Source organism: Shigella sp. FJ200513 (genome assembly GCF_040495915.1).
Classification (GTDB): Bacteria; Pseudomonadota; Gammaproteobacteria; order Enterobacterales; family Enterobacteriaceae; genus ECMA0423.
This window is the reverse complement of record NZ_JBDYCV010000015.1, coordinates 21079-46649: the sequence shown is the minus strand read 5'-3', so window position 1 is coordinate 46649 and position 25571 is coordinate 21079. Positions and strand designations below refer to the sequence as shown.

The following is a 25571-nucleotide window of genomic DNA, read 5'->3' as shown; positions in this document are numbered from 1 at the left end:
ATGGCCGCCCCGCAGGGCAGCAGGTCTGTGAAACAGTATAGAGATTCATCGGCACAAAGGCTTTGCTTTTTGTCATTTATTCAAACCTTCAAGCGATTCAGATAGCGCCAGCTTAATCGGTTCAACAGCGAAGGTCAGCCCCTTTTCGCCGTTGTCCGCGACAACATAACGCAGTGCACCTTCTGTCTCGGTGTAATAACGTTTGTTTTTCCCCGCCGTTAGTAGCGACTGCAGTTTTTTCTGGCTTTGTGTTTTGGTCATTAATGGGGTGAGTGTGCGGATCACTGCTGCCATGTATTCCTGAGCTTTCGCTTTCGCTGCTTTTTGCTCTGGCCCCTGGATGGGTAGCCAGGTCATTTGAATGCTTTTGATTTTTAAGGTACCGCGCTCCAGCGCTGTAGAAGCATACAAGTTCTCGTTAATTTTACTTGCAGCACGAGTGAGATTGGCTTTGTCGGGACTGCTGTCGATGGCACGAAATTCGTTCAGTGGCAGGCTGGGATTCTGGCTGTTAAAGTCTTCTCGAAACTGGCTGATGGAGAGATCGAAAGTAGGGGCTCCAGCCAGCAGATAAGGCGCGGTCGTTGCCGTATCTGGTGTTTGTGCATGCGCCGTTGTTGTAACGGTTAATGCAGAACATAAGAGAAAAAACAGCGTACACCCTGGCTTCATTGACAGTACCTTTTGTTATGACTGGCTCCGATTAAAACGATATCTGTCGCCCTTGTCAAAAGGGTAGAATCCTGGAAAAGACAACCATCAAGGAACTTACATGACCATACAGCAATGGTTATTCTCATTTAAAGGGCGTATTGGACGCCGTGATTTCTGGATTTGGATAGGCCTGTGGTTCGCAGGCATGCTGGTGCTTTTCTCACTGGCGGGTAAGAATCTACTCGATATTCAGACCGCGGCGTTTTGCCTTGTGTGCTTGCTCTGGCCAACAGCGGCAGTAACTGTTAAGCGCTTGCATGATCGCGGGCGTTCCGGCGCATGGGCATTTCTGATGATTGTGGCGTGGATGCTGCTGGCGGGTAACTGAGCGATTTTACCGGGTGTCTGGCAATGGGCGGTGGGGCGTTTTGTCCCGACGTTGATTCTGGTGATGATGCTTATCGATCTTGGTGCGTTTGTTGGCACACAAGGCGAAAATAAATATGGTAAAGATACTCAGGATGTGAAGTATAAAGCCGACAATAAATCAAGTAATTAACCTTTAATATATCTCTTACTGCTATTTTTTTCCGGGATTGTTATTTCCACGATGCAAATGACAATACCCGGAAAATCCTTCTGAACTCTTCACCTTAAGCAATATCAAAAAAAATGGTAATCCATAAGATCATTACTTGTTTGTTCTTCCCTTAACGGCGCATTATTCTTAAGTCGTAATCGACAGAGAGGCGAATATACAGAGGTGCCCTATGAAAGATGTCGTAGATAAATGCAGTACTAAAGGATGTGCGATTGATATCGGTACGGTGATTGATAACGACAACTGTACCAGTAAGTTTTCGCGCTTTTTTGCCACCCGCGAAGAAGCAGAGTCTTTTATGACCAAACTGAAAGAGCTTGCCGCCGCTGCATCCTCTGCAGATGAAGGGGCCAGCGTGGCCTATAAGATTAAGGATCTGGAGGGGCAAGTTGAGCTTGATGCGGCCTTCACTTTCTCATGCCAGGCCGAGATGATTATTTTTGAGTTATCACTGCGTTCGTTAGCTTGATGGAGTTGCTTTAGAAGGAGTTAAACATGGCTTATAAACACATTGGCGTGGCAATTTCCGGGAATGAAGAAGATGCCTTACTGGTGAATAAAGCCCTGGAGCTCGCCAGACATAATGACGCTCACCTGACGTTAATTCATATTGATGATGGCTTAAGCGAGTTGTATCCGGGTATCTACTTCCCTGCAACAGAAGATATTCTTCAATTGTTGAAGAATAAGTCGGATAACAAGCTGTATAAACTGACGAAAAATATTCAATGGCCGAAGACAAAACTGCGTATTGAACGCGGAGAAATGCCGGAAACACTGCTGGAAATTATGCAAAAAGAGCAGTGCGACCTCCTTGTCTGTGGTCATCATCACTCATTTATCAACCGTTTGATGCCGGCATATCGCGGGATGATCAATAAGATGAGTGCGGATTTGCTCATCGTGCCGTTTATCGATAAGTAACCGCTTACCAGTAATGCTCCGCTGTCATATGGCCCGGTCGGCGACGTAAATGTTTCGTCATCTGCCGGGTCTCTTTCAGCAACTGTTGTGTATCGCGCACCATCTGTGGATTGCCGCACAGCATCACATGGCTGGTTTCTTTATTCATCGGCAGGCCAATCGCGCTTTCCAGTTCCCCACTTTCAATTAATGCCGGTATCCGTCCGGTGAGCGACCCCGCTGCCGTTTCCCGACTGACCACCGTCTGAATGCGCAGTTTGCCTTCGTAGCGTTTTTCCAGTTCTTGCATCAGTGGCAAATAGCTTAAGTCGGCGGCATAACGTGCGGCGTGAACCAGGACCAGATTTTTGAAGCGATCTAAATCTTTGCCTAGTTGCAGAATCGATAAATAAGGGCCAATCGCTGTACCGGTTGCCAGCATCCATAGCGTTTCGCAGTCCGGTACTTCATCCAGAACAAAGAAGCCAGCTGCTTCGCTAACCACCTGCACTTCATCGCCCGGTTTCAGTGCCGCCAATCGTGGGCTTAATTTGCCATCGGGGACGGTGACCAGGTAAAACTCCAGATCGGGATTATCGGGCGAGTTAACATAGGAGTAGGCGCGCTGGACGCGTTCGCCGTCGATTTCAAGGCCAAGCTTGGTAAATTGCCCGGCGGTAAACGGAAGCACGGGGGCGTGAACGGTGAGACTAAACAGGGCGTCGGTCCAGTTCTGCACTTTAGTGACTTTGCCTGTTACCCAATCAGCCATGTTTTTCTCCTGTTTTGATTGACTTGCCTTATCTTCGTTCTCCGAACAAAAAAATTCCAGTCCCGAAGGACTGGAAGGCTCAATCGATCAAATCACTCAGAGAATGTGCACCTGCATTTCCGGGTCTTTGCGATCCAGATAGTGGATGGACTGAATGCGGCGAATGGTGCGTGACTTGCCGCGGATCAGCAGCGTTTCGGTAGTCGCGATATTGCCTTTGCGGCTAATACCTTCCAGCAGATCGCCTTTGGTAATACCGGTGGCAGAGAAGATGACGTTATCGCTGCGCGCCATATCGCCCAGACGCAATACTTTACCGGCTTCGATGCCCATCGCTTTGCAGCGTGCCAGCTCCTGCTCGCCAATGCGACGATTCTCTTCGTTGTCGCCTTTGACGTCATGACGCGCCAGCAGACGACCGTTCATGTCGCCATCTAATGCGCGGATCACCGCCGCAGAAACCACGCCTTCCGGCGCGCCACCAATACCGTACAGCACGTCAACTTCGCTGTCTGGCATACAGGTGAGAATTGAGGCCGCAACGTCGCCGTCCGGAATAGCAAATACGCGTACGCCGAGTTGCTGCATTTCAGCGATAACGGCATCGTGGCGTGGTTTAGCCAGAATCGTTACCGTCAGTTCGCTCAACGGTTTGCCGAGCGCCGCCGCTACATTGCGCAGGTTATCCGCCAGCGGCAGGTTCAGATCAATGGTGCCTTTGGCTCCCGGCCCGACAATCAGCTTCTCCATATACATATCCGGCGCATTGAGGAAGCAGCCTTTATCGCCTACTGCCAGCACCGCCAGCGCGTTAGCCTGGCCCATCGCCGTCATGCGCGTGCCTTCAATCGGATCAACAGCAATATCTACCGCGTCGCCGCGACCAGTACCGACTTTTTCACCAATGTAGAGCATCGGTGCTTCGTCGATTTCACCTTCACCAATGACGATGGTGCCGTCAATGTTGACCTGGTTGAGCATAATACGCATGGCGTTTACCGCCGCGCCGTCCGCGGTGTTTTTATCGCCGCGTCCTAACCATTTGTAGCCAGCCAGCGCCGCAGATTCGGTGACGCGGGAAAATTCGATGGCAAGTTCTCGTCTCATAGCAAACTCTAAGCAGTAAGGAATGGCGCGAAGTGTAGCACAGGGGAAGGGTGGGATTATTGATGTGTGCGGGGTTGCCCCCGCACGGTTTCAGAGTCTGCGTGATGCCGGATGCGGCGTGAACGCCTTATCCCGCCTACACAAAATGGCATTGGCTCGTAGGCCTGATAAGACGCGTAAGCGTCGCATCAGGCGATCAGCATCAGGCAATCGATTCAGGTGCCTGACATTACTCGTCGTGTTCTTCCCACGCCATCGCGCGTTTGACCGCTTTTTTCCAGCCTGCGTAACGGTAATTACGCTCAGTGGTTTCGATGCCTGGACGGAACTCGCGCTCAATCACCGCTTTCTCTTGCAGCTCGTCGAGGTTCTGCCAGAAGCCAACCGCCAGGCCTGCGAGATAGGCCGCACCCAATGCGGTGACTTCGCGCACTTCCGGGCGCTCAACGCGGGTGCCGAGAATATCGGACTGGAACTGCATCAGGAAATTGTTTGCTACTGCGCCACCATCCACGCGCAGGGCGTGCAGACGGATACCAGAGTCGGCCTGCATCGCTTCCAGCACGTCACGCGTCTGATAAGCAATAGACTCCAGCGTCGCGCGTATAATGTGGTTAGCGTTCACCCCACGAGTCAGACCGAAAATCGCCCCGCGCGCATACGGGTCCCAGTACGGCGCACCCAGCCCGGTAAATGCCGGAACCACATACACACCATTGGTGTTTTGCACTTTGGTGGCGAAATATTCGGAATCGTAGGCGTCGTTAATCAACTTCATCTCATCGCGCAGCCACTGAATGGATGCGCCTGCCATAAACACCGCACCTTCCAACGCATAGTTCACTTCGCCAGTCGGGCCGCAGGCGATGGTGGTCAGCAGGCCGTTTTCTGATTTCACCGCTTTCTCGCCAGTGTTCATCAGCATAAAGCAGCCAGTGCCATAGGTGTTCTTCGCCATCCCTTCTTTCACGCACAACTGACCAAACAGCGCGGCCTGCTGGTCACCGGCGATCCCGGAGATTGGAATACGCGTGCCGCCTTTGCCGCCAATGTTAGTCTGACCGTATACTTCGGAAGAACGACGCACTTCTGGCAGCATCTCGCGCGGAATATCCAGCACTTCCAGCATTTTGTCGTCCCAGTCCAGGGTATGGATGTTGAACAACATGGTACGAGAGGCGTTGGTGTAATCGGTCACATGGACACGGCCCTGAGTCATTTTCCAGATAAGCCACGTATCAACCGTACCAAACAGCAATTCACCACGACGTGCACGCTCGTGAGAGCCTTCCACATGGTCGAGGATCCACTTCACTTTGGTGCCAGAAAAGTACGGGTCAATCACCAGACCGGTATTGCTGCGGATATAATCTTCTAAACCGTCACGTTTTAAATGCTCGCAGATTTCTGCGGTACGACGGCACTGCCAGACAATGGCGTTATAGATAGGCTTGCCGGTTTCTTTTTCCCAGACAATAGTGGTTTCACGCTGGTTCGTAATACCGATAGCTGCAATTTGATCGGAACTGATATCGGCTTTCGCCAGCACTTCTACCAGCGTGGAGCTTTGGGTGGCCCAGATTTCCATTGGGTCGTGTTCTACCCAACCTGGTTTTGGGTAGATTTGCTCAAATTCGCGCTGCGACACGCTAATGATATTGGCATCGTGATCCATTACGACCGCGCGGGAGCTGGTGGTGCCCTGGTCGAGCGCAACGATATATTTTTTTTCAGTCATGTTTAATTGTCCCGTAGTCATATTACAGCGAAGCTTTTTGTTCTGAAGGAGTTGTGGTTTCCTTTTCTTCCACAACACAGATATCGCAAGGCAAATGGCGACCAATCAGTTTGCGGTAGGCAAATGCACCTACAATCGCGCCAACGATAGGGCTGAAAAGCGGCACCAGGAAGTAAGGAATGTCTCTGCCGCCGGTAAAGGCGACATTGCCCCAGCCCGCCAGCTAGGCAAAGACTTTCGGACCGAAGTCACGCGCTGGGTTCATGGCAAAACCTGTCAATGGGCCCATAGATGCGCCAATGACCGCAATCAGTAGACCAATCAGCAAGGGAGCCAAAGGGCCGCGTGGTACACCGTTGCCATCGTCCGTTAACGCCAGGATCAGCCCCATCAGAATAGCGGTAATCACCATCTCAACTGCGAAAGCCTGCACAAAATTGATATGAGGATTAGGGTAAGTAGAGAAAGTGCCAGCCAGATCAACACTTTCAACGCTGCCGCGAACAATGTGATGAGTCTGCTCGAAGTCGAAAAATAAATTGTAGTAAAGCCCGTAAACTAAAGCCGCAGCGCAGAAAGCGCCGGCAACTTGTGAAACGATAAAAGGAATAACTTTGCGCTTGTCGAAACAGGCAAACAGCCACAATGCAATGGTAACAGCGGGATTAAGATGCGCGCCGGAAACCCCTGCGGTCAGGTAGATGGCCATTGCCACCCCCAGTCCCCAAATGACACTGATTTCCCACTGACCAAAAGACGCACCAGCGACTTTTAGTGCTGCAACGCAACCCACACCGAAAAAAATCAACAACCCGGTACCGAGGAATTCAGCAATGCACTGGCCTTTCAAGGTTGATGTTTGACTCATAATCGGATCCTGAAGAGTTAATGTTTGTTGTATGCGTGAAAGTCACGGACCTCCACGATGCTTGTAGGCATGCTGTTAACTTATCGTTAACGAGCAAAAACGAGAAATATCGAACTTAAAATGTGTGTGCTTCGTCATAAAATGAGCGTTATCGCGCCATTTATTCCATCTGATTGTACATGATGCATGTTTGTTAGATCATTCGCGCAACAAATTTATTAACATTTTCGATTGATGTGGATTATGTCACTAGGAGAAGGATGAAAAGTGTGGCAAACCGTAATCTGCAAGGCGTGCCGCTGGACAGCGATGGCGCGGCTTCATACAATCGGAGCTAACTAAAGTGCGCTCGTATTTATTAAGGCGTCACCGGTAATCGGGACGAGGATTTTTTATCCATCAACGCCTTGCAATTCAGGAGAGGTATGACAATGTCATTAGAAGTGTTTGAGAAACTGGAAGCAAAAGTACAGCAGGCGATTGATACCATCACTCTGTTGCAGATGGAAATCGAAGAGCTGAAAGAAAAAAACAACTCACTGTCGCAGGAAGTTCAAAATGCCCAGCATCAGCGCGAAGAGCTGGAGCGTGAGAACAACCATCTGAAAGAACAGCAGAACGGCTGGCAGGAACGTCTGCAGGCCCTGCTGGGTCGCATGGAAGAGGTCTGATTACGCTTCATCTTTCGCGTAATTTCTTTACTGTGTAGGCCAACAGGTAACGCAGAAAAAAGGCACCTTGCGGTGCCTTTCTTATCATTCAATATCCAGCGGATCTTCTGAAAGAATAATCCCGGTATTGTCGGCATAAAGATGGTCGCCGGAGAAGAAGGTGACACCGCCAAAATTGACGCGGACATCGCTTTCGCCAATGCCTTCGCCAGCGGCACCAACCGGAATTGCCGCCATCGCCTGGATGCCGATATCCAACTCTTCCAGGTCATCTACCTGACGCACCGCGCCGTAAATGACCAGACCTTCCCATTCATTTTGTACTGCCAGACGCGCCAGTTCAGCATCGACCAGTGCGCGACGAACAGAACCACCGCCATCGACGACAAGAACACGACCACGGCCATTCTGTTCGAGCAGATCGTACAGCAACCCGTTGTCCTCGAAACATTTTACCGTGATTATTTGTCCGCCAAACGACGCCCGTCCGCCAAAGTTGGAGAACAGCGGTTCCACGACGTTAACATCTTCTTGATAGATGTCACAAAGCTCGGAAGTATCGTATTTCATAGGCTTAACATTCAGTTGCTGCGAGAATTTTCAGTATATCGCGCTATGTGGGCTGTTGGCAAAATCATCAATTGTTAATTGATATTTGTCAGTTATGCTGCCCACTGGCTTAGGAATATCCCTAAAACAAACAGCAGGTTAGTCAGTAACGCTCCCTTGACAGTACGTTCCAGCATTGGTCGCATCGCCACCGGGTCCATTTCCCGCATCACATAACGGGCTTGCTTCACCAGTAATGGTGCCGCCAGCAGGAACAGCCAGCCCCACAGGCTATGCAGCGAAAAGAGATTAAACAGCGCCAGACACACCAGCGAGCCCATCAGCAGGCAGGCATGATAACGACGCGCGTTCACTTCACCTAAGCGCACCACCAGCGTGTTTTTGCCATTTTCGCGGTCGCTATTGATATCACGCAGGTTATTAATATTCAGTACTGCCGTTGCCAGCAGGCCGCATGCGGTCGCCGGAAGGATCAGTGCCGGAATCAATGTATGAGCCTGTAAATACCAGCTCCCCATGACACTCAACCAGCCAAAGAAAACCAGTACGGAAATATCACCCAGACCGATATAACCATAAGGACGATTGCCCACGGTGTAGGTGATAGCGGCAATGATCGACAACCCGCCAAGAATCAGGAAACCGACAAAATCGGCCAGCGTATGGCATGCCACTGCAACCAGTGCCAGCCCGGAGAGACAGATGAGCACGACGGTAATAATGAGCGCCCGTTTCATCTTTTGCTGGGTAATGACCCCTTTTTGCATGCCGCGTAGCGGCCCAATGCGGTCAGGTTTATCGCTGCCTTTTACCGCATCGCCGTAATCATTGGCGAGGTTAGAAAGGATCTGTAATAGCCCGGCGGTAATTAGTGCCAGCAGGGCGACCAGCGGATCGAAGTGACCTTGCCACCATGCCAGCGCCGTCCCGACGATAATTGCAGCAAAGGCGAGGGGGAGGGTTTTAGGTCGTAAACTTTCCAGCCACGCCTGAGTTCGGCTAATTTGTTGTTCAGTCATAATACGCGCCAATAAAAATGGGGCCTTTCAGCCCCATCAAACAATGATGAAAATGATTGAACGCGATTATAGGATAAAACGGCTCAGATCTTCATCTGCCACCAACGCATCCAGATGTTTGCTCACATAATCTGCGTCAATAGTGATATTTTGACCGCTTAAATCGCTGGCGTCGTAGGAAATCTCTTCCATTAAACGCTCCAGAACAGTGTGTAAACGACGAGCACCGATGTTTTCGGTAGATTCGTTCACCTGCCATGCCGCTTCCGCGATGCGTTTAATACCGGAGTCGGTAAACTCGATATTTACGCCTTCAGTCGCCATCAGTGCTTTGTACTGCACGGTGATAGAGGCATTCGGCTCGGTCAGAATACGCTCGAAGTCGCTGGTGGTCAGTGCCTGCAGTTCAACGCGGATTGGCAGCCGACCTTGCAGTTCCGGGATCAGGTCAGACGGTTTCGCAATCTGGAACGCGCCAGAAGCGATAAACAGAATGTGGTCAGTTTTGACCATCCCGTGTTTGGTGGAAACGGTGCAACCTTCTACCAGCGGCAGCAGGTCACGCTGAACGCCTTCACGAGAAACATCCGGACCGGAAGACTCGCCGCGCTTACAGATTTTGTCGATTTCGTCGATAAACACGATCCCGTGCTGCTCAACAGCGTCGATAGCGTCTTGCTTCAGCTCTTCCGGGTTCACCAGTTTCGCCGCTTCTTCTTCAATCAGCAGCTTCATGGCGTCTTTGATTTTCAGCTTACGCGCTTTTTGCTTCTGGCCGCCCAGGTTCTGGAACATGGACTGCAGCTGGCTGGTCATCTCTTCCATGCCCGGAGGAGCCATAATTTCAACGCCCATCGGTGCTGCGGCAAGATCGATCTCGATTTCTTTGTCATCAAGCTGGCCTTCACGCAGTTTTTTGCGGAATGCCTGACGAGCAGCGGAAGGTTCCTGCTGCTGTTCAGTCTGTCCCCAGTTGTTTTTAGCAGGTGGGATCAGCACGTCGAGAATACGTTCTTCTGCCAGTTCTTCAGCGCGATAACGGTTTTTCTCGATAGCCTGGACGCGTACCATTTTCACGGCGGCATCGGTCAGATCGCGAATAATAGAATCAACTTCCTTACCGACGTAGCCCACTTCGGTAAATTTGGTCGCTTCAACTTTGATGAACGGCGCATTCGCCAGCTTAGCCAGACGACGGGCGATTTCAGTTTTACCGACACCGGTCGGGCCGATCATCAGGATATTTTTCGGGGTCACTTCATGGCGCAGCTCTTCGTTGAGCTGCATGCGACGCCAGCGGTTACGCAGAGCAATCGCCACAGAACGCTTGGCGTTGTCCTGGCCGATGATGTGCTTATCCAGTTCGCTGACGATTTCGCGTGGGGTCATTTCAGACATGGGAGATCCTTACGCTTTGTAGCTTAATTCTTCGATGGTGTGGAAATGGTTGGTATAGATGCAAATGTCGCCTGCAATATCCAACGCCTTTTCAGCAATTTCACGGGCGCTAAGTTCAGTGTTTTCTAACAGCGCGCGCGCCGCAGCCTGGGCGTAAGGGCCGCCGGAGCCGATAGCAATAAGATCGTTTTCTGGCTGCACCACGTCACCGTTACCGGTGATGATAAGCGATGCAGTTTCATCCGCGACTGCCAGCAGTGCTTCAAGTTTGCGCAGCATGCGATCGGTACGCCAGTCTTTTGCCAGCTCAACGGCGGCTTTAACCAGATGGCCCTGATGCATTTCCAGTTTACGTTCAAACAGTTCGAACAGCGTAAAAGCATCCGCAGTACCGCCCGCAAAGCCCGCGATGACTTTGTCGTTGTACAGACGGCGGACCTTTTTCACGTTGCCTTTCATTACGGTATTGCCCAACGTGGCCTGACCATCACCAGCGATGACCACATGGCCGTTACGGCGTACGCTTACTATAGTTGTCACGAGCTGACCCCTTGGTTACGAATACAGAGTACAAACCCCGTACAAAAGTACGGGGCATAATGCAATTATAGATGGGGGGGATTTTGAGGGTTTCAACCCCCGGCGGCGAGCCGAATGCAGTTTGTATGACCCGCCATCTTCAACCGATTGAGGGTGCTGTCTGCGTTCTCTTTGCCTTTCACCGGGCCAATGACCACACGATTCCAGCCATTGTTGGTGGTGATTTTCGAGTCAAATCCTTCGAACGCCAGCTGAGCACGTACCGTCTCTGCCTGTTCCGCGCCTCTGAACGAACCGCACTGCACCATCCAGCGGCGTTCGTCTTTTTTCTCCGCCGTCGGTTTTGGCGCGTCAGCGGCACGAGCAACCGGCGCAGCTTGCTGCGGCTTCGACTGCGCGGTCGTGTGCGCAGGGGTTTGCAGCAGATCCTGGTACGGCTGCTGAGTAGAAGCTGGTTTAGACTGGCGCGGTTGCGCCTGTACCGGCGCGGCTTGCGACGTACGCGTCTGCTGCTGCCAGCTTTGTTCAGTCGTACGCGACTGCTGAGCCAGGCGTTGCTGCTCCGCTAATTGCTGCGCCTGACGCTGGCGTTGTAGCGTTTGCTGACGCTGTTCCGGCGTCTGTTCATTCCACGGAACCTCAACCAGCTGCGTTGGCTGCTGGCGCATATCAGCCTGCATTTGTTCAAGAAGCTGACGTTGTTCTGGTGTCAGTTGCTCCGGCGTTTTCACTTCACCACCGGCAGAAGGTTCTGTGGGCGCACGCACACCCGGCTGGCGACTTTCCAGCTCTTTAATGTAGCGCCAGCGTTCTTCTGGTTTTGGTGGTAGTCCGTTTCCGGTCACTTTCTGGCTTTGCAGCGTCTCGGACTCTTCTTTCTTGTGATGCGTAATGAAGTACAGACCACCGATAAAGGTCACAAGAACGGCGGCAGCAATAGCGACCATAGCGGGAGAAACCGCAGGCAGATTTCGTTGCTTTTTCCGTGAGGTGCTCTTTTTTCGCCGCGAAGGTGCCGGTTGGCTGCGGCGTACATAATCTCGTTGTGCCACTATCGTTTCGCTGTATTTATTCGTTCGTCAGCCCGCCATGTTACTTAAGCGGCGGGCCTTTGACCAGTCACGGCAGTCTTAAAGGTTTACTTTAAGGTAACGCGCGTGTTGATCCCCGGATGATAAGTTCGCAGTCCATTAAACGAGAGCCACTGCCAACGTGTTGCCCCTGCATTTGATCAAGCAATAACAGCATAGCTTCCCGACCGATTTCGTAACGCGGCTGCGCGATGGTTGTCAGCGGCGGATCACAAAATTGCGTCAGGTCGATGTTATCAAAACCGATTATGGAAAGGTCTTCCGGGACTTTCAGCCCCTGGCGTTTTGCCTGAGAAAGTGCGCCGAGCGCCATCACATCGCTATGGCAGAAGACTGCAGTAGGCGGTTGTGGAAGATCAAGCAGCTGTTGCATTGCTTTGCTTCCGGCTTCGAAGGTGAAGTCGCCACGGGCGATGTATTGTGGATCAACCATAATTCCGCAGCGACGCAGCGCCTGAACATAGCCTTGCAGGCGGTAGTGACACAGTGGCATCTCTTCGGGACCGGCTATACAGCCAATCCGTTTATGCCCTTGCTCATATAAATAATTTACTGCATCAAATGCGGCGGTCAGATTGTCGATATGAACGGTAGGCAGCTCCAGTTCCGGTGCAAATTCGTTCGCCATCACCATCGGCGGCAGATTACGCTGTTCCTCAATGCTGGCATCAAACGGCAGCCTTGAACCCAGCAGCAACATGCCATCAATTTGCTTGGTGATGATCAAATCGATAAAGGTTTTTTCCTGCTGATTTTGATGCGCACAGTCGCCAATCAGCACCAGATATCCGTGATTTGCCGCCGTAACTTCGATACCGCGAATAATTTCGCTAAAGAAGGGATCGCAGATATCCGGGACAATCACCAGAATGGTGCGGGATTCATTACGCTTGACGTTGCGCCCCATAGGCTGCGGTAAATAACCCACTTCCCGGGCCGCTTTTTCAACCCGATTACGGGTGGCCTGGGAGACTTTATCGGGATTCATTAATGCTCGGGAGACAGTCGCTGTAGAGACTTTTGCCTTGAGGGCAACGTCTTTCATGGTCGCGGCAGTTTCCTGCTTCTTCGCTTTCACACTCACTCCTCGCCTGGCACGTCAGGCGTACTACATCCATGTTTACTTCACATCGGCAACATTTTTAGCAGATAGCGCGTGAAAACGGTTACAGAATTTTCATGAAAAGTGTGATGAATATTGAATTTTTCGATCCGCCTCGCATCGTAAGCGGTTTAACCCTCAATCGGATCAACATCCAGTACCCATTTCACCTTGCGGGAATCCGGTATTGTATTGATGAGCGCCAGCGTACCACTAATGATGTGTTGCAAGCGCACGCGGGAAGGGTGCTGCAACAATATCTGCCAGCGCCAGCGACCGCCACGTTTAGGTGCCAGTGCCGGAACCGGACCGAGAACCCACAGTTTGTCGTCTGCCAGCGGGCTGGAGAGGATCAGATTACGCAGTTGTTGCAGGAACAGCGGCGCATGCTGATTGTTATGATCTTCCGCACGCACAATCACATGGCTGGTCCATGGCGGCAGTTGCATCATCCGTCGCTCAGCCAGCGCCTGTTCGGCAAAGGCATCGTAGCCTTTATAGAGCAACGTTTGCAACAGAGGATGTTCCGGATGGTGCGTTTGCAGCACCACTTCGCCTTGTTTACCCGCACGCCCGGCACGACCAGCGACCTGGGTGTAAAGCTGAGCGAAACGCTCTGCCGAGCGAAAATCGGCAGAAAACAGCGCGCCGTCCACATCCAGTAACGCCACCAGCGTCACATCCGGAAAGTGGTGACCTTTCGCCAGCATTTGTGTGCCGATCAAAATCCTCGCACCGCCGCGATGTACTTCCGCCAGTTGCTGTTCCAGCGCCCCTTTGCGGCTGGTGGTATCGCGGTCGATACGAGAAATGGGCACATCAGGGAACAGCGGCGCAAGCGTCTGTTCAAGCTGTTCGGTGCCCAGCCCCACGGGTACCAGGTGCGTGGAACCGCAGGAAGGGCACTGGCGCGGCACCGGACGCTGACTGTCACAGTGGTGACAGCGCAAATGCTGTTGCGCCTGATGCAGCGTGTAGTAGTGATCGCAACGTGGGCATTCGGCAATCCAGCCGCAGTCGTGGCACAGTAGCGCAGGCGCAAAGCCACGGCGGTTAAGAAAGAGGATAACCTGATTGTTGGCCTGTAAATGCTGGCGCATACGGGTGATTAACGCCGGAGCCAGACCTGCCTGCACCTTCTGACCTTTTAAATCCAGCACGTGTTGAATTGCCGGACGCGCATTCCCCGCCCGGCGCGTCAGGCGCAGCAGGCGGTATTTTTTCTGCTGGACGTTGCACAACGTTTCCAGCGCGGGCGTTGCGGAGCCAAGAATAATCGGGATTTGCTCGCTATGCGCACGATACACCGCCAGGTCGCGGGCATGATAGCGCCAGCCTTCCTGCTGCTTGTAGGAACTGTCGTGCTCTTCGTCAATGACAATCACGCCGAGATTTTTAAACGGCGTAAACAGCGCGGAGCGGGTGCCGATCACAATCGCCGCCTCGCCATTTTTCGCTTTCAGCCACGCCGAAAGACGCTCGCTGTCGTTCAGACCGGAATGCAGAACTTCCACGGGCGCATTAAACCGTTCACGAAAACGGGCGATAGTTTGCGGTGTCAGGCCGATTTCCGGCACCATCACCAGCGCCTGTTTGCCCTGAGCGAGCACGTTTTCCAGTACACTGAGATAAACCTCCGTTTTACCGGAACCGGTAACGCCCGCCAGCAGCCAGGCAGAAAAAGTATCTGCCGCGCTATGAATTGCGCCAACGGCGGTGGCCTGTTCGGTATTCAATCGCAACCGCTCACCAGAAACGGCATAGTTCGTTCGCCAGTCGCTAAACTCTGGTGTTTCACTTGCTAAATCACACAGACCTTTTTTGCGCAGCGCCTGCAACGCGGCATCATTAAATTCGAGCGTGGCAACCTGGTCGCGCCAGATTTTGCCTTGCCGTAACGCTGCCAGCGCCTGTTGTTGCTTGGGTGAGCGTTTCAGGCTGTTCAGATCCACCGCCTGACCTTGTTCAGTGGCAAACCAGTACCACATCGGCGCGTTCGCCGCAGGCCGCCCCTGGCGTAGTAAAATCGGCAAGGCATGAAACAGCACATCGCCAATCGGATGATGATAGTAATCTGCCGCCCATAGCAGCAATCGCCAGACGGAGTGAGTAAACACCGGCTCACCATCCAGCACTTCGACTACCGCTTTTAGCTCAGTGAGCGGCAGTTCGCTGGCATCGCTAACTGATACCACAATCCCGATGCGCTCCTGCTGTTTGCCAAACGGCACGCGCACGCGACACCCAGCTTTAACCGTCATGCCTTCTGGCAGCAGATAGTCAAAGGTACGAGGAAGCGGAACGGGCAAGGCAACGTGGGCAACGGGCATAGCATCATCCTGACTTGAAATTCGGTGGGTTAGTATACACATTGCCGTAGAAGAGTGCGGATCAGTTTGCATACGCTGGTTAATTTCTGTATGATTTCGCGCCTTCGTACGAAATGATCGTATTGAAGCTATACTTTTAACATCGCGTGGTGTCTGGCGTTAGGGCTGGAAGAGCGACGCGGCCTTAAACCGAGGTTTTCCCATGAAAAAAGATATTCACCCGAAATACGAAGAAATTACTGCTAGCTGCTCTTGCGGTAACGTAATAAAAATCCGCTCCACCGTTGGTCATGACCTGAACCTCGACGTGTGCAGCAAGTGCCACCCGTTCTTCACTGGCAAACAGCGTGATGTTGCTACCGGTGGCCGTGTTGACCGCTTCAACAAGCGTTTCAACATCCCGGGCAGCAAATAAGACCGGATTTCCGAAAAAAGCGCCGCACGGCGCTTTTTTTGTGCCTGAATTTTGGTCGTATCACCACGAAAACAGCGGCCACTCTTTGGCAACCGTGGTGAGTTGTGGCGCGTCGAAAACGGCTTGTGGTGAAACTACCGTTTCCTCAAGCGGAATATTTTTACCGTAGCGTTCTTTGAGCTTCGCCTGGACCAGCGGGTTGCTGAGATCAAACTCTTTCAACTTCTGCTGTTCGCCCACGCGCATTCCCAGCGCGTTCTGGTAAACCTTCCACACCACTTCCGAACAGTACTGGCGATCGTCGCTCCATGAGAAGCTGAAATCATACGGTTTACCGAGATAACGTTTTGCCGTTTGCGTCAGTTTTTGCTGTTGTTCAACACTCAGTCCGCCTTCAACGCGGCGAACAACGTAGTTGCCCTTTTCACCATGGGCAATCCACTGCTTGAGCGGGGTGTATTTCACCGGGCCGACCGCTTCAAAAACGTAGGGCTTTTTGTTACGCATCACCAGCATACCGGTGTGGCTGTAATCGGAATGGGTTGCCAGTTGGATCGCTTTACTTTGCGATGAGCGAGAGATTTGAAAGATGATGTCGCCAGTTTGCGGCTGCCAGGCAAAGGCAGGTACAGAAACCAGCAGGCTGAGGATCAGCAGCCTGTTTTTCATAGTTAAACGTCCATGTATAAAAAGCGGTGGGTCGCAGACAACGTGCTCGTTGTTTATGCCGGATGCGGCGTGAACGCCTTATCCGGCCTACAAGTTCGTGCAAATTCAATAAATTGCAATATGACGTAGGCCTGATAAGCGTAGTGCATCAGGCGATTCCACTCCGCGCCGCTCTTTTCCGCTTTAGTATTCCCACGTCTCCGGGTTAATCCCCATCTCACGCATGATCTCTTTTGCCGCTTCCGGGATTTCGTCGCTGCGCTCTTTACGCAGATCGGCATCATCCGGCAAAGGTTGCCCGGTAAAGGCATGCAGAAACGCTTCGCACAGCAGCTCGCTGTTGGTAGCGTGACGCAGGTTGTTCACCTGACGACGCGTGCGTTCATCGGTGAGGATTTTTAACACCTTAAGAGGAATGGAAACCGTAATCTTTTTGACTTGTTCACTCTTCTTGCCGTGCTCAGCGTATGGGCTGATATATTCGCCGCTCCATTCAGCCATGAGATACTTAATCCTCTTCGTCAATAAATTGAGACCAGACCCCACAATTTATGTGGGTACTGACCGTAAACCCGCATAGTTTACCGTACAGGCGTTACCGTGACATCGTGTAATGCACCTGTCGGCGTGATAATGCATATAATTTTAACGGCTATTTGGGATTTGCTCAATCTATACGCAAAGAAGTTTAGATGTCCAGATGTATTGACGTCCATTAACACAATGTTTACTCTGGTGCCTGACATTTCACCGACAAAGCCCAGGAAACTTCATCACATGACGCGTAAACAGGCCACCATCGCAGTGCGTAGCGGGTTAAATGACGACGAACAGTATGGTTGCGTTGTCCCTCCCATCTATCTTTCCAGCACCTATAACTTTACCGGATTTAATGAACCGCGCGCGCATGATTACTCGCGTCGCGGCAACCCAACGCGCGATGTGGTTCAGCGTGCGCTGGCAGAACTGGAAGGCGGTGCTGGCGCAGTACTTACTAATACCGGCATGTCCGCGATTCACCTGGTAACGACCGTCTTTTTGAAACCTGGCGATCTGCTGGTTGCGCCGCACGACTGCTACGGCGGTAGCTATCGCCTGTTCGACAGTCTGGCGAAACGCGGTTGCTATCGCGTGTTGTTTGTTGATCAAGGCGATGAACAGGCATTACGGGCAGCGCTGGCAGAAAAACCCAAACTGGTACTGGTAGAAAGCCCAAGTAATCCATTGTTACGCGTCGTGGATATTGCGAAAATCTGCCATCTGGCAAGGGAAGTCGGGGCGGTGAGCGTGGTGGATAACACCTTCTTAAGCCCGGCATTACAAAATCCGCTGGCATTGGGTGCCGATCTGGTGTTGCATTCATGTACGAAATATCTGAACGGTCACTCTGACGTGGTGGCTGGCGTGGTGATTGCTAAAGACCCGGACGTTGTCACTGAACTTGCCTGGTGGGCAAACAATATTGGCGTGACGGGCGGCGCGTTTGACAGCTATCTGCTGCTACGCGGGTTGCGAACGCTGGTGCCGCGTATGGAGCTGGCGCAGCGCAACGCGCAGGCGATTGTGAAATATCTGCAAACCCAGCCGTTGGTGAAAAAACTGTATCACCCGTCGCTGCCGGAAAATCAGGGGCATGAAATTGCCGCGCGTCAGCAAAAAGGCTTTGGCGCAATGTTGAGTTTTGAACTGGATGGCGATGAGCAGACGCTGTGTCGTTTCCTGGGCGGGCTGTCGTTGTTTACGCTGGCGGAATCATTAGGGGGAGTGGAAAGTTTAATCTCTCACGCCGCAACCATGACACATGCAGGCATGGCACCAGAAGCGCGTGCTGCCGCCGGGATCTCCGAGACGCTGCTGCGTATCTCCACCGGTATTGAAGATGGCGAAGATTTAATTGCCGACCTGGAAAATGGCTTCCGGGCTGCAAACAAGGGGTAAAAATGAGTGTGATTGCGCAGGCAGGGGCGAAAGGTCGTCAGCTGCATAAATTTGGTGGCAGTAGTCTGGCTGATGTGAAGTGTTATTTGCGTGTCGCGGGCATTATGGCGGAGTTCTCTCAGCCTGACGATATGATGGTGGTTTCCGCCGCCGGTAGCACCACTAACCAGTTGATTAACTGGTTGAAACTAAGCCAGACCGATCGTCTCTCTGCGCATCAGGTTCAACAAACGCTGCGTCGCTATCAGTGCGATCTGATTAGCGGTCTGCTACCCGCTGAAGAAGCCGATAGCCTCATTAGCGCTTTTGTCAGCGATCTTGAGCGCCTGGCGGCGTTGCTCGACAGTGGTATTAACGATGCGGTGTATGCGGAAGTGGTGGGCCACGGTGAAGTGTGGTCGGCGCGCCTGATGTCTGCGGTACTTAATCAACAAGGGCTGCCAGCGGCCTGGCTTGATGCCCGTGAGTTTTTACGCGCTGAACGCGCTGCGCAACCGCAGGTTGATGAAGGGCTTTCTTACCCGTTGCTGCAACAGCTACTGGTACAACATCCGAGCAAACGTCTGGTGGTGACCGGGTTTATCAGCCGTAACAACGCCGGTGAAACGGTGTTGCTGGGGCGTAACGGTTCCGACTATTCCGCGACACAAATCGGTGCGCTGGCGGGTGTTTCTCGTGTAACCATCTGGAGCGACGTCGCCGGGGTATACAGTGCCGACCCGCGTAAAGTGAAAGATGCCTGCCTGCTGCCGTTGCTGCGTCTGGATGAGGCCAGCGAACTGGCGCGTCTGGCGGCTCCCGTTCTTCACGCCCGTACTTTACAGCCAGTTTCTGGCAGCGAAATCGACCTGCAGCTGCGCTGTAGCTACACGCCGGATCAAGGTTCCACGCGCATTGAACGCGTGCTGGCCTCCGGTACTGGTGCGCGTATTGTCACCAGCCACGATGATGTCTGTTTGATTGAGTTTCAGGTGCCCGCCAGTCAGGATTTCAAACTGGCGCATAAAGAGATCGACCAGATCCTGAAACGTGCCCAGGTGCGTCCACTGGCGGTTGGCGTGCATAACGATCGCCAGTTGTTGCAATTTTGCTACACCTCAGAAGTGGCCGACAGTGCGCTGAAAATCCTCGACGAAGCGGGATTACCTGGAGAACTGCGCCTGCGTCAGGGGCTGGCGCTGGTGGCGATGGTCGGGGCGGGTGTCACCCGTAACCCGCTGCATTGCCACCGCTTCTGGCAGCAACTGAAAGGCCAGCCGGTCGAGTTTACGTGGCAGTCCGATGACGGCATCAGTCTGGTGGCAGTACTGCGCACCGGCCCGACCGAAAGCCTGATTCAGGGGCTGCATCAGTCCGTCTTCCGCGCAGAAAAACGCATCGGCCTGGTATTGTTCGGCAAAGGCAATATCGGCTCTCGCTGGCTGGAACTGTTCGCCCGCGAGCAGAGCACGCTTTCGGCGCGTACCGGCTTTGAATTTGTGCTGGCAGGCGTGGTGGACAGCCGCCGCAGTCTGTTGAGTTATGACGGGCTGGACGCCAGCCGCGCGTTAGCCTTCTTCAACGATGAAGCGGTCGAGCAGGATGAAGAGTCGCTTTTCCTGTGGATGCGCGCCCATCCGTATGATGATTTAGTGGTGTTGGACGTTACCGCCAGCCAGCAGCTTGCTGATCAGTATCTCGATTTCGCCAGCCACGGTTTCCACGTCATCAGTGCCAACAAACTGGCGGGAGCAAGCGACAGCAATAAATATCGCCAGATCCACGACGCCTTCGAAAAAACCGGGCGTCACTGGCTATACAACGCCACCGTTGGTGCGGGCTTGCCGATCAACCATACCGTGCGCGATCTGATCGACAGCGGCGATACCATTTTGTCGATCAGTGGGATCTTCTCCGGCACGCTCTCCTGGCTGTTCCTGCAATTCGACGGTAGCGTGCCGTTTACCGAGCTGGTGGATCAGGCGTGGCAGCAGGGCTTAACCGAGCCTGATCCGCGTGACGACCTCTCCGGCAAAGACGTAATGCGCAAGCTGGTGATTCTGGCGCGTGAAGCGGGTTACAACATTGAACCGGACCAGGTACGTGTGGAATCGCTGGTGCCTGCTCATTGCGAAGGCGGCAGCATCGACCATTTCTTTGAAAATGGCGATGAACTTAACGAGCAGATGGTGCAACGGCTGGAAGCGGCCCGCGAAATGGGGCTGGTGCTGCGCTACGTGGCGCGTTTCGATGCCAACGGCAAAGCGCGTGTGGGCGTGGAGGCGGTGCGTGAAGACTATCCGCTGGCATCACTGCTGCCATGCGATAACGTCTTTGCCATCGAAAGCCGCTGGTACCGCGATAATCCGCTGGTGATCCGTGGGCCTGGCGCTGGGCGCGACGTCACCGCCGGGGCGATTCAGTCGGATATCAACCGGCTGGCACAGTTGTTGTAATTTCAGAAATTTAATAATGCCCGGTACTCATGTTTTCGGGTCTATGGTTTCTAATGAAATATATTGAATTATCATAGAATTAGGCCGGATGAAGCGTTTACGACGAATCCGGCAAGAAGCAATAAGTACATGGTTAGTTTATATTTGCAGTCCGGTTTGCTTTGCATATCGGATTTTCTTTTTCTTACCATCCTGAAGTTTTTTCATCTTCCCTGATTTTTCCTCACCATCATTGGTCATTTTTCGGTTGACGCCCTTCGGCTTTTCCTTCATCTTTACATCTGGACGTCTAAATGGATAGATGTGCACAACACAACATATAACTACAAGCGATTGATGAGGTAAGGTATGAGCTTTTTTCACGCCAGCCAGCGGGATGCCCTGAATCAGAGCCTGGCAGAAGTCCAGGGGCAGATTAACGTTTCGTTCGAGTTTTTCCCGCCGCGTACCAGTGAAATGGAGCAGACCCTGTGGAACTCCATCGATCGCCTTAGCAGCCTGAAACCGAAGTTTGTATCGGTGACCTATGGCGCGAACTCCGGCGAGCGCGACCGTACGCACAGCATTATTAAAGGCATTAAAGATCGCACTGGTCTGGAAGCGGCACCGCATCTTACTTGCATTGATGCGACGCCCGACGAGCTGCGCACCATTGCACGCGACTACTGGAATAACGGTATTCGTCATATCGTGGCACTGCGTGGCGATCTGCCGCCGGGAAGTGGTAAGCCAGAAATGTATGCTTCTGACCTGGTGACGCTGTTAAAAGAAGTGGCAGATTTCGATATATCCGTGGCGGCGTATCCGGAAGTTCACCCGGAAGCAAAAAGCGCTCAGGCGGATTTGCTTAATCTGAAACGCAAAGTGGATGCCGGAGCCAACCGCGCGATTACTCAGTTCTTCTTCGATGTCGAAAGCTACCTGCGTTTTCGTGACCGCTGTGTATCGGCGGGCATTGATGTGGAAATCATCCCGGGCATTTTGCCGGTATCTAACTTTAAACAGGCGAAGAAATTTGCCGACATGACCAACGTGCGTATTCCGGCGTGGATGGCGCAAATGTTTGACGGGCTGGATGACGATGCCGAAACCCGCAAACTGGTGGGCGCGAATATTGCCATGGATATGGTGAAGATTTTAAGCCGTGAAGGAGTGAAAGATTTCCACTTCTATACGCTTAACCGCGCTGAAATGAGTTACGCGATTTGCCATACGCTGGGTGTTCGACCTGGTTTATAAATAGTGTGGCTTTTGTGAAAATCACACAGTGATCACAAATTTTAAACAGAGCACAAAATGCTGCCTCGAAATGAGGGCGGGAAAATAAGGTTGTCAGCCTTGTTTTCTCCCTCATTACTTGAAGGATATGAAGCTAAAACCCTTTTTTATAAAGCATTTGTCCGAATTCGGACATAATCAAAAAAGCTTAATTACGATCAATTTGATCTACATCTCTTTAACCAACAATATGTAAGATCTCAACTATCGCATCCGTGGATTAATTCAATTATAACTTCTCTCTAACGCTGTGTATCGTAACGGTAACACTGTAGAGGGGAGCACATTGATGAGCACGTCAGACGATATCCATAACACCACAGCCACTGGCAAATGCCCGTTCCATCAGGGCGGTCACGACCAGAGCGCGGGGGCGGGCACAACCACTCGCGACTGGTGGCCAAATCAACTCCGTGTTGACCTGTTAAACCAACATTCTAATCGTTCTAACCCGCTGGGTGAGGACTTTGACTACCGCAAAGAATTCAGCAAATTAGATTACTACGGCCTGAAAAAAGATCTGAAAGCCCTGCTGACAGAATCTCAGCCGTGGTGGCCAGCCGACTGGGGCAGCTACGCCGGTCTGTTTATTCGTATGGCTTGGCACGGCGCAGGTACTTACCGTTCAATCGATGGACGCGGCGGCGCGGGTCGTGGTCAGCAACGTTTTGCACCGCTGAACTCCTGGCCGGATAACGTAAGCCTCGATAAAGCGCGTCGCCTGTTGTGGCCAATCAAACAGAAATATGGTCAGAAAATCTCCTGGGCCGACCTGTTTATCCTCGCAGGTAACGTGGCGCTGGAAAACTCCGGCTTCCGTACCTTCGGTTTTGGTGCCGGTCGTGAAGACGTCTGGGAACCGGATCTGGATGTTAACTGGGGTGATGAAAAAGCCTGGCTGACTCACCGTCATCCGGAAGCGCTGGCGAAAGCACCGCTGGGTGCAACCGAGATGGGCCTGATTTACGTTAACCCGGAAGGCCCGGATCACAGCGGCGAACCGCTTTCTGCGGCAGCAGCTATCCGCGCGACCTTCGGCAACATGGGCATGAACGACGAAGAAACCGTGGCGCTGATTGCGGGTGGTCATACGCTGGGTAAAACCCACGGTGCCGGTCCGACATCAAACGTAGGTCCTGATCCAGAAGCTGCACCGATTGAAGAACAAGGTTTAGGCTGGGCGAGCACTTACGGCAGCGGCGTTGGCGCAGATGCCATTACCTCTGGTCTGGAAGTAGTCTGGACCCAGACGCCGATCCAGTGGAGCAACTATTTCTTCGAGAATCTGTTCAAGTATGAGTGGGTACAGACCCGCAGTCCGGCTGGAGCAATCCAGTTCGAAGCGGTAGACGCACCGGAAATTATCCCGGATCCGTTCGATCCGTCGAAGAAACGTAAACCGACAATGCTGGTGACCGACCTGACGCTGCGTTTTGATCCTGAGTTCGAGAAGATCTCTCGTCGTTTCCTCAACGATCCGCAGGCGTTCAACGAAGCCTTTGCCCGTGCCTGGTTCAAACTGACGCACAGGGATATGGGGCCGAAATCTCGCTACATCGGGCCGGAAGTGCCGAAAGAAGATCTGATCTGGCAAGATCCGCTGCCGCAGCCGATCTACAACCCGACCGAGCAGGACATTATCGATCTGAAATTCGCGATTGCGGATTCTGGTCTGTCTGTTAGTGAGCTGGTATCGGTGGCCTGGGCATCTGCTTCTACCTTCCGTGGTGGCGACAAACGCGGTGGTGCCAACGGTGCGCGTCTGGCATTAATGCCGCAGCGCGACTGGGATGTGAACGCCGCAGCCGTTCGTGCTCTGCCTGTTCTGGAGAAAATCCAGAAAGAGTCTGGTAAAGCCTCGCTGGCGGATATCATCGTGCTGGCTGGTGTGGTTGGTGTTGAGAAAGCCGCAAGCGCCGCAGGTTTGAGCATTCATGTACCGTTTGCGCCGGGTCGCGTTGATGCGCGTCAGGATCAGACTGACATTGAGATGTTTGAGCTGCTGGAGCCAATTGCTGACGGTTTCCGTAACTATCGCGCTCGTCTGGACGTTTCCACCACCGAGTCACTGCTGATCGACAAAGCACAGCAACTGACGCTGACCGCGCCGGAAATGACTGCGCTGGTGGGCGGGATGCGTGTACTGGGTGCCAACTTCGATGGCAGCAAAAACGGCGTCTTCACTGACCGCGTTGGCGTATTGAGCAATGACTTCTTCGTGAACTTGCTGGATATGCGTTACGAGTGGAAAGCGACTGACGAATCGAAAGAGCTGTTCGAAGGACGTGACCGCGAAACCGGCGAAGTGAAATACACAGCCAGCCGTGCGGATCTGGTATTTGGTTCTAACTCTGTCCTGCGTGCAGTAGCGGAAGTTTACGCCAGCAGCGATGCCCACGAGAAGTTTGTTAAAGACTTCGTAGCGGCATGGGTGAAAGTGATGAACCTCGACCGTTTCGACCTGCTGTAATCTGACCTTCTTCAGCGACTGTCTTTCAGGCAGTCGCTGAAGTTTCTTTACCGGCGTATAGTGTCCACAGGAAAACTACACACTGGATCTCTCATGTCTGCCGCAGGAAAGAGCAACCCACTGGCAATCAGTGGCTTGGTTGTGCTCACACTTATCTGGAGTTATAGCTGGATTTTCATGAAGCAAGTCACCAGTTACATCGGTGCCTTCGACTTTACCGCCTTACGCTGCATTTTCGGCGCTCTCGTTTTATTCATCGTCCTTTTATTACGTGGTCGCGGAATGCGCCCGACGCCGTTTAAATACACCTTAGCCATTGCCCTGTTACAAACCTGCGGGATGGTTGGTCTGGCGCAGTGGGCGTTGGTCAGCGGAGGTGCGGGGAAGGTGGCGATCCTGAGCTATACCATGCCGTTCTGGGTGGTGATTTTCGCCGCGTTGTTTCTCGGTGAACGCCTGCGACGTGGGCAATATTTCGCGATTCTGATTGCCGCTTTCGGCTTATTTTTGGTGTTGCAGCCGTGGCAACTCGATTTCTCTTCGATGAAAAGTGCCATGCTGGCAATCCTCTCCGGTGTTAGTTGGGGGGCGAGCGCGATTGTTGCTAAACGCCTATACGCCCGTCATCCGCGCGTGGATTTATTATCGTTAACATCCTGGCAGATGCTGTATGCGGCGCTGGTGATGAGTGTGGTCGCTTTACTGGTGCCGCAACGTGAAATTGACTGGCAGCCCACCGTGTTCTGGGCGCTGGCCTACAGTGCGATTCTGGCGACGGCGCTAGCGTGGAGCTTATGGCTGTTTGTGCTGAAAAACTTGCCTGCCAGTATTGCCAGCTTAAGCACACTGGCCGTTCCCGTTTGTGGCGTACTCTTTTCCTGGTGGCTGCTCGGTGAGAATCCGGGGGCCGTTGAAGGTAGCGGTATTGTGCTGATTGTGCTGGCACTGGCGCTGGTGAGCCGTAAGAAAAAAGAAGCTGTCAGTGTAAAAAGCATCTGAATT

23 protein-coding genes and 2 pseudogenes are annotated in these 25571 nt (G+C 52.7%); 10 read left to right on the top strand and 15 right to left on the bottom strand.

What is annotated here, in order from left to right; genetic code table 11:
- Nucleotides 1–72: 72 nt before the first annotated feature.
- Complete coding sequence (locus tag ABZJ92_RS05495) at nt 73–672, bottom strand: YiiQ family protein (protein WP_000802226.1); 600 nt, start codon at nt 670–672, stop codon at nt 73–75.
- A 100-nt stretch (nt 673–772) separates the two neighbouring features.
- On the opposite strand from ABZJ92_RS05495, the pseudogene ABZJ92_RS05490 reads away from it, so the two are divergent.
- The 3 genes and pseudogenes from ABZJ92_RS05490 (at nt 773) to uspD (ending at nt 2179) form a co-directional block, all read left to right on the top strand.
- Nucleotides 773–1213: pseudogene (locus ABZJ92_RS05490) on the top strand (DUF805 domain-containing protein).
- A gap of 211 nt (nt 1214–1424) precedes the next feature.
- Nucleotides 1425–1724, top strand: coding sequence for a DUF406 domain-containing protein (locus tag ABZJ92_RS05485; protein WP_000655986.1), 300 nt, complete (start codon nt 1425–1427; stop codon nt 1722–1724).
- A gap of 26 nt (nt 1725–1750) precedes the next feature.
- Nucleotides 1751–2179 carry a universal stress protein UspD gene (gene uspD / locus ABZJ92_RS05480; RefSeq protein WP_000323556.1) on the top strand — a complete coding sequence of 143 codons (429 nt, stop codon included), beginning with the start codon at nt 1751–1753 and terminating at the stop codon, nt 2177–2179.
- 4 nt (nt 2180–2183) lie between these two features.
- Here the strand turns inward: uspD and fpr are convergent, their stop codons facing one another.
- From fpr to glpF, 4 genes and pseudogenes are all read right to left on the bottom strand, one after another.
- Complete coding sequence (gene fpr, locus ABZJ92_RS05475; protein WP_000796320.1) at nt 2184–2930, bottom strand: ferredoxin--NADP(+) reductase; 747 nt, start codon at nt 2928–2930, stop codon at nt 2184–2186.
- Nucleotides 2931–3026: 96 nt separating this feature from the next.
- Nucleotides 3027–4037: a class II fructose-bisphosphatase gene (gene glpX, locus ABZJ92_RS05470; RefSeq protein ID WP_001250644.1), complete on the bottom strand. Its 1011-nt coding sequence runs from the start codon at nt 4035–4037 to the stop codon at nt 3027–3029.
- A gap of 229 nt (nt 4038–4266) precedes the next feature.
- Nucleotides 4267–5775: a glycerol kinase GlpK gene (gene glpK / locus ABZJ92_RS05465; RefSeq protein WP_000136780.1), complete on the bottom strand. Its 1509-nt coding sequence runs from the start codon at nt 5773–5775 to the stop codon at nt 4267–4269.
- Between the two features lie 22 nt (nt 5776–5797).
- Nucleotides 5798–6643: pseudogene (gene glpF, locus ABZJ92_RS05460) on the bottom strand (glycerol uptake facilitator protein GlpF).
- 425 nt (nt 6644–7068) lie between these two features.
- Between glpF and zapB the strand changes: the two are divergent.
- A complete protein-coding gene (gene zapB / locus ABZJ92_RS05455) occupies nt 7069–7314 on the top strand; it encodes a septal ring assembly protein ZapB (RefSeq protein WP_001296623.1) in 246 nt (81 codons plus the stop codon).
- 84 nt (nt 7315–7398) lie between these two features.
- Here zapB and rraA read toward each other — a convergent pair whose 3' ends face one another.
- The 7 genes from rraA to priA all read right to left on the bottom strand — a co-directional run bounded on the left by rraA (nt 7399) and on the right by priA (nt 15364).
- Nucleotides 7399–7884 carry a ribonuclease E activity regulator RraA gene (gene rraA / locus ABZJ92_RS05450; RefSeq protein ID WP_000872908.1) on the bottom strand — a complete coding sequence of 162 codons (486 nt, stop codon included), beginning with the start codon at nt 7882–7884 and terminating at the stop codon, nt 7399–7401.
- A gap of 92 nt (nt 7885–7976) precedes the next feature.
- A complete protein-coding gene (menA, locus tag ABZJ92_RS05445) occupies nt 7977–8903 on the bottom strand; it encodes a 1,4-dihydroxy-2-naphthoate polyprenyltransferase (protein ID WP_005050436.1) in 927 nt (308 codons plus the stop codon).
- A gap of 66 nt (nt 8904–8969) precedes the next feature.
- Complete coding sequence (gene hslU / locus ABZJ92_RS05440; RefSeq protein WP_001293341.1) at nt 8970–10301, bottom strand: HslU--HslV peptidase ATPase subunit; 1332 nt, start codon at nt 10299–10301, stop codon at nt 8970–8972.
- A 9-nt stretch (nt 10302–10310) separates the two neighbouring features.
- Nucleotides 10311–10841, bottom strand: a complete 531-nt coding sequence (hslV, locus tag ABZJ92_RS05435; protein WP_000208242.1) for an ATP-dependent protease subunit HslV — start codon at nt 10839–10841, stop codon at nt 10311–10313.
- Between the two features lie 92 nt (nt 10842–10933).
- The gene (ftsN, locus tag ABZJ92_RS05430) at nt 10934–11893 is read right to left on the bottom strand and encodes a cell division protein FtsN (RefSeq protein ID WP_000068834.1); all 960 of its coding nucleotides are present in this window, start codon (nt 11891–11893) and stop codon (nt 10934–10936) included.
- A gap of 91 nt (nt 11894–11984) precedes the next feature.
- Nucleotides 11985–13010 (bottom strand): DNA-binding transcriptional regulator CytR, encoded by a 1026-nt coding sequence (gene cytR / locus ABZJ92_RS05425; protein WP_000644904.1) that lies wholly within the window; start codon nt 13008–13010, stop codon nt 11985–11987.
- Between the two features lie 155 nt (nt 13011–13165).
- Nucleotides 13166–15364, bottom strand: a complete 2199-nt coding sequence (gene priA, locus ABZJ92_RS05420; protein ID WP_005050440.1) for a primosomal protein N' — start codon at nt 15362–15364, stop codon at nt 13166–13168.
- A gap of 202 nt (nt 15365–15566) precedes the next feature.
- Here priA and rpmE point away from each other — a divergent pair, with 202 nt between their 5' ends.
- Nucleotides 15567–15779 (top strand): 50S ribosomal protein L31, encoded by a 213-nt coding sequence (gene rpmE / locus ABZJ92_RS05415; RefSeq protein ID WP_000710768.1) that lies wholly within the window; start codon nt 15567–15569, stop codon nt 15777–15779.
- Nucleotides 15780–15839: 60 nt separating this feature from the next.
- Here rpmE and ABZJ92_RS05410 read toward each other — a convergent pair whose 3' ends face one another.
- Both ABZJ92_RS05410 and metJ read right to left on the bottom strand, forming a co-directional pair.
- Entirely contained in the window at nt 15840–16448 is a 609-nt protein-coding gene (locus tag ABZJ92_RS05410; protein WP_000797352.1) for a YiiX family permuted papain-like enzyme, read from the bottom strand.
- 183 nt (nt 16449–16631) lie between these two features.
- On the bottom strand, nt 16632–16949 hold the full coding sequence (gene metJ / locus ABZJ92_RS05405) for a met regulon transcriptional regulator MetJ (protein WP_000852812.1): 318 nt from the start codon (nt 16947–16949) through the stop codon (nt 16632–16634).
- A 276-nt stretch (nt 16950–17225) separates the two neighbouring features.
- On the opposite strand from metJ, the gene metB reads away from it, so the two are divergent.
- Together metB and metL are read left to right on the top strand one after the other, a co-directional pair.
- Nucleotides 17226–18386, top strand: a complete 1161-nt coding sequence (metB, locus tag ABZJ92_RS05400; protein WP_353765427.1) for a cystathionine gamma-synthase — start codon at nt 17226–17228, stop codon at nt 18384–18386.
- Nucleotides 18387–18388: 2 nt separating this feature from the next.
- Nucleotides 18389–20821, top strand: a complete 2433-nt coding sequence (metL, locus tag ABZJ92_RS05395) for a bifunctional aspartate kinase/homoserine dehydrogenase II (protein WP_000110746.1) — start codon at nt 18389–18391, stop codon at nt 20819–20821.
- A gap of 138 nt (nt 20822–20959) precedes the next feature.
- On the opposite strand, the gene ABZJ92_RS05390 is transcribed toward metL, so the two are convergent.
- Nucleotides 20960–21094 carry a hypothetical protein gene (locus tag ABZJ92_RS05390; protein WP_000660586.1) on the bottom strand — a complete coding sequence of 45 codons (135 nt, stop codon included), beginning with the start codon at nt 21092–21094 and terminating at the stop codon, nt 20960–20962.
- A gap of 75 nt (nt 21095–21169) precedes the next feature.
- Between ABZJ92_RS05390 and metF the strand changes: the two genes are divergently transcribed.
- From metF to yijE, 3 genes are all read left to right on the top strand, one after another.
- Nucleotides 21170–22060: a methylenetetrahydrofolate reductase gene (gene metF / locus ABZJ92_RS05385; protein WP_000007523.1), complete on the top strand. Its 891-nt coding sequence runs from the start codon at nt 21170–21172 to the stop codon at nt 22058–22060.
- A 328-nt stretch (nt 22061–22388) separates the two neighbouring features.
- The gene (gene katG / locus ABZJ92_RS05380; RefSeq protein ID WP_005086164.1) at nt 22389–24569 is read left to right on the top strand and encodes a catalase/peroxidase HPI; all 2181 of its coding nucleotides are present in this window, start codon (nt 22389–22391) and stop codon (nt 24567–24569) included.
- A 93-nt stretch (nt 24570–24662) separates the two neighbouring features.
- Nucleotides 24663–25568, top strand: coding sequence for a cystine transporter YijE (yijE, locus tag ABZJ92_RS05375; protein ID WP_001577485.1), 906 nt, complete (start codon nt 24663–24665; stop codon nt 25566–25568).
- The last annotated feature ends 3 nt before the right edge of the window (nt 25569–25571 follow it).

Bases quoted from the DNA above. Each gene is read 5' to 3' on its own strand.
- ABZJ92_RS05495 (WP_000802226.1), bottom strand. From the start codon at position 672: ATGAAGCCAGGGTGTACGCTGTTTTTTCTCTTATGTTCTGCATTAACC.
- ABZJ92_RS05485 (WP_000655986.1), top strand. From the start codon at position 1,425: ATGAAAGATGTCGTAGATAAATGCAGTACTAAAGGATGTGCGATTGAT.
- uspD (WP_000323556.1), top strand. From the start codon at position 1,751: ATGGCTTATAAACACATTGGCGTGGCAATTTCCGGGAATGAAGAAGAT.
- fpr (WP_000796320.1), bottom strand. From the start codon at position 2,930: ATGGCTGATTGGGTAACAGGCAAAGTCACTAAAGTGCAGAACTGGACC.
- glpX (WP_001250644.1), bottom strand. From the start codon at position 4,037: ATGAGACGAGAACTTGCCATCGAATTTTCCCGCGTCACCGAATCTGCG.
- glpK (WP_000136780.1), bottom strand. From the start codon at position 5,775: ATGACTGAAAAAAAATATATCGTTGCGCTCGACCAGGGCACCACCAGC.
- zapB (WP_001296623.1), top strand. From the start codon at position 7,069: ATGACAATGTCATTAGAAGTGTTTGAGAAACTGGAAGCAAAAGTACAG.
- rraA (WP_000872908.1), bottom strand. From the start codon at position 7,884: ATGAAATACGATACTTCCGAGCTTTGTGACATCTATCAAGAAGATGTT.
- menA (WP_005050436.1), bottom strand. From the start codon at position 8,903: ATGACTGAACAACAAATTAGCCGAACTCAGGCGTGGCTGGAAAGTTTA.
- hslU (WP_001293341.1), bottom strand. From the start codon at position 10,301: ATGTCTGAAATGACCCCACGCGAAATCGTCAGCGAACTGGATAAGCAC.
- priA (WP_005050440.1), bottom strand. From the start codon at position 15,364: ATGCCCGTTGCCCACGTTGCCTTGCCCGTTCCGCTTCCTCGTACCTTT.
- rpmE (WP_000710768.1), top strand. From the start codon at position 15,567: ATGAAAAAAGATATTCACCCGAAATACGAAGAAATTACTGCTAGCTGC.
- ABZJ92_RS05410 (WP_000797352.1), bottom strand. From the start codon at position 16,448: ATGAAAAACAGGCTGCTGATCCTCAGCCTGCTGGTTTCTGTACCTGCC.
- metJ (WP_000852812.1), bottom strand. From the start codon at position 16,949: ATGGCTGAATGGAGCGGCGAATATATCAGCCCATACGCTGAGCACGGC.
- metB (WP_353765427.1), top strand. From the start codon at position 17,226: ATGACGCGTAAACAGGCCACCATCGCAGTGCGTAGCGGGTTAAATGAC.
- metL (WP_000110746.1), top strand. From the start codon at position 18,389: ATGAGTGTGATTGCGCAGGCAGGGGCGAAAGGTCGTCAGCTGCATAAA.
- ABZJ92_RS05390 (WP_000660586.1), bottom strand. From the start codon at position 21,094: ATGAAGGAAAAGCCGAAGGGCGTCAACCGAAAAATGACCAATGATGGT.
- metF (WP_000007523.1), top strand. From the start codon at position 21,170: ATGAGCTTTTTTCACGCCAGCCAGCGGGATGCCCTGAATCAGAGCCTG.
- katG (WP_005086164.1), top strand. From the start codon at position 22,389: ATGAGCACGTCAGACGATATCCATAACACCACAGCCACTGGCAAATGC.
- yijE (WP_001577485.1), top strand. From the start codon at position 24,663: ATGTCTGCCGCAGGAAAGAGCAACCCACTGGCAATCAGTGGCTTGGTT.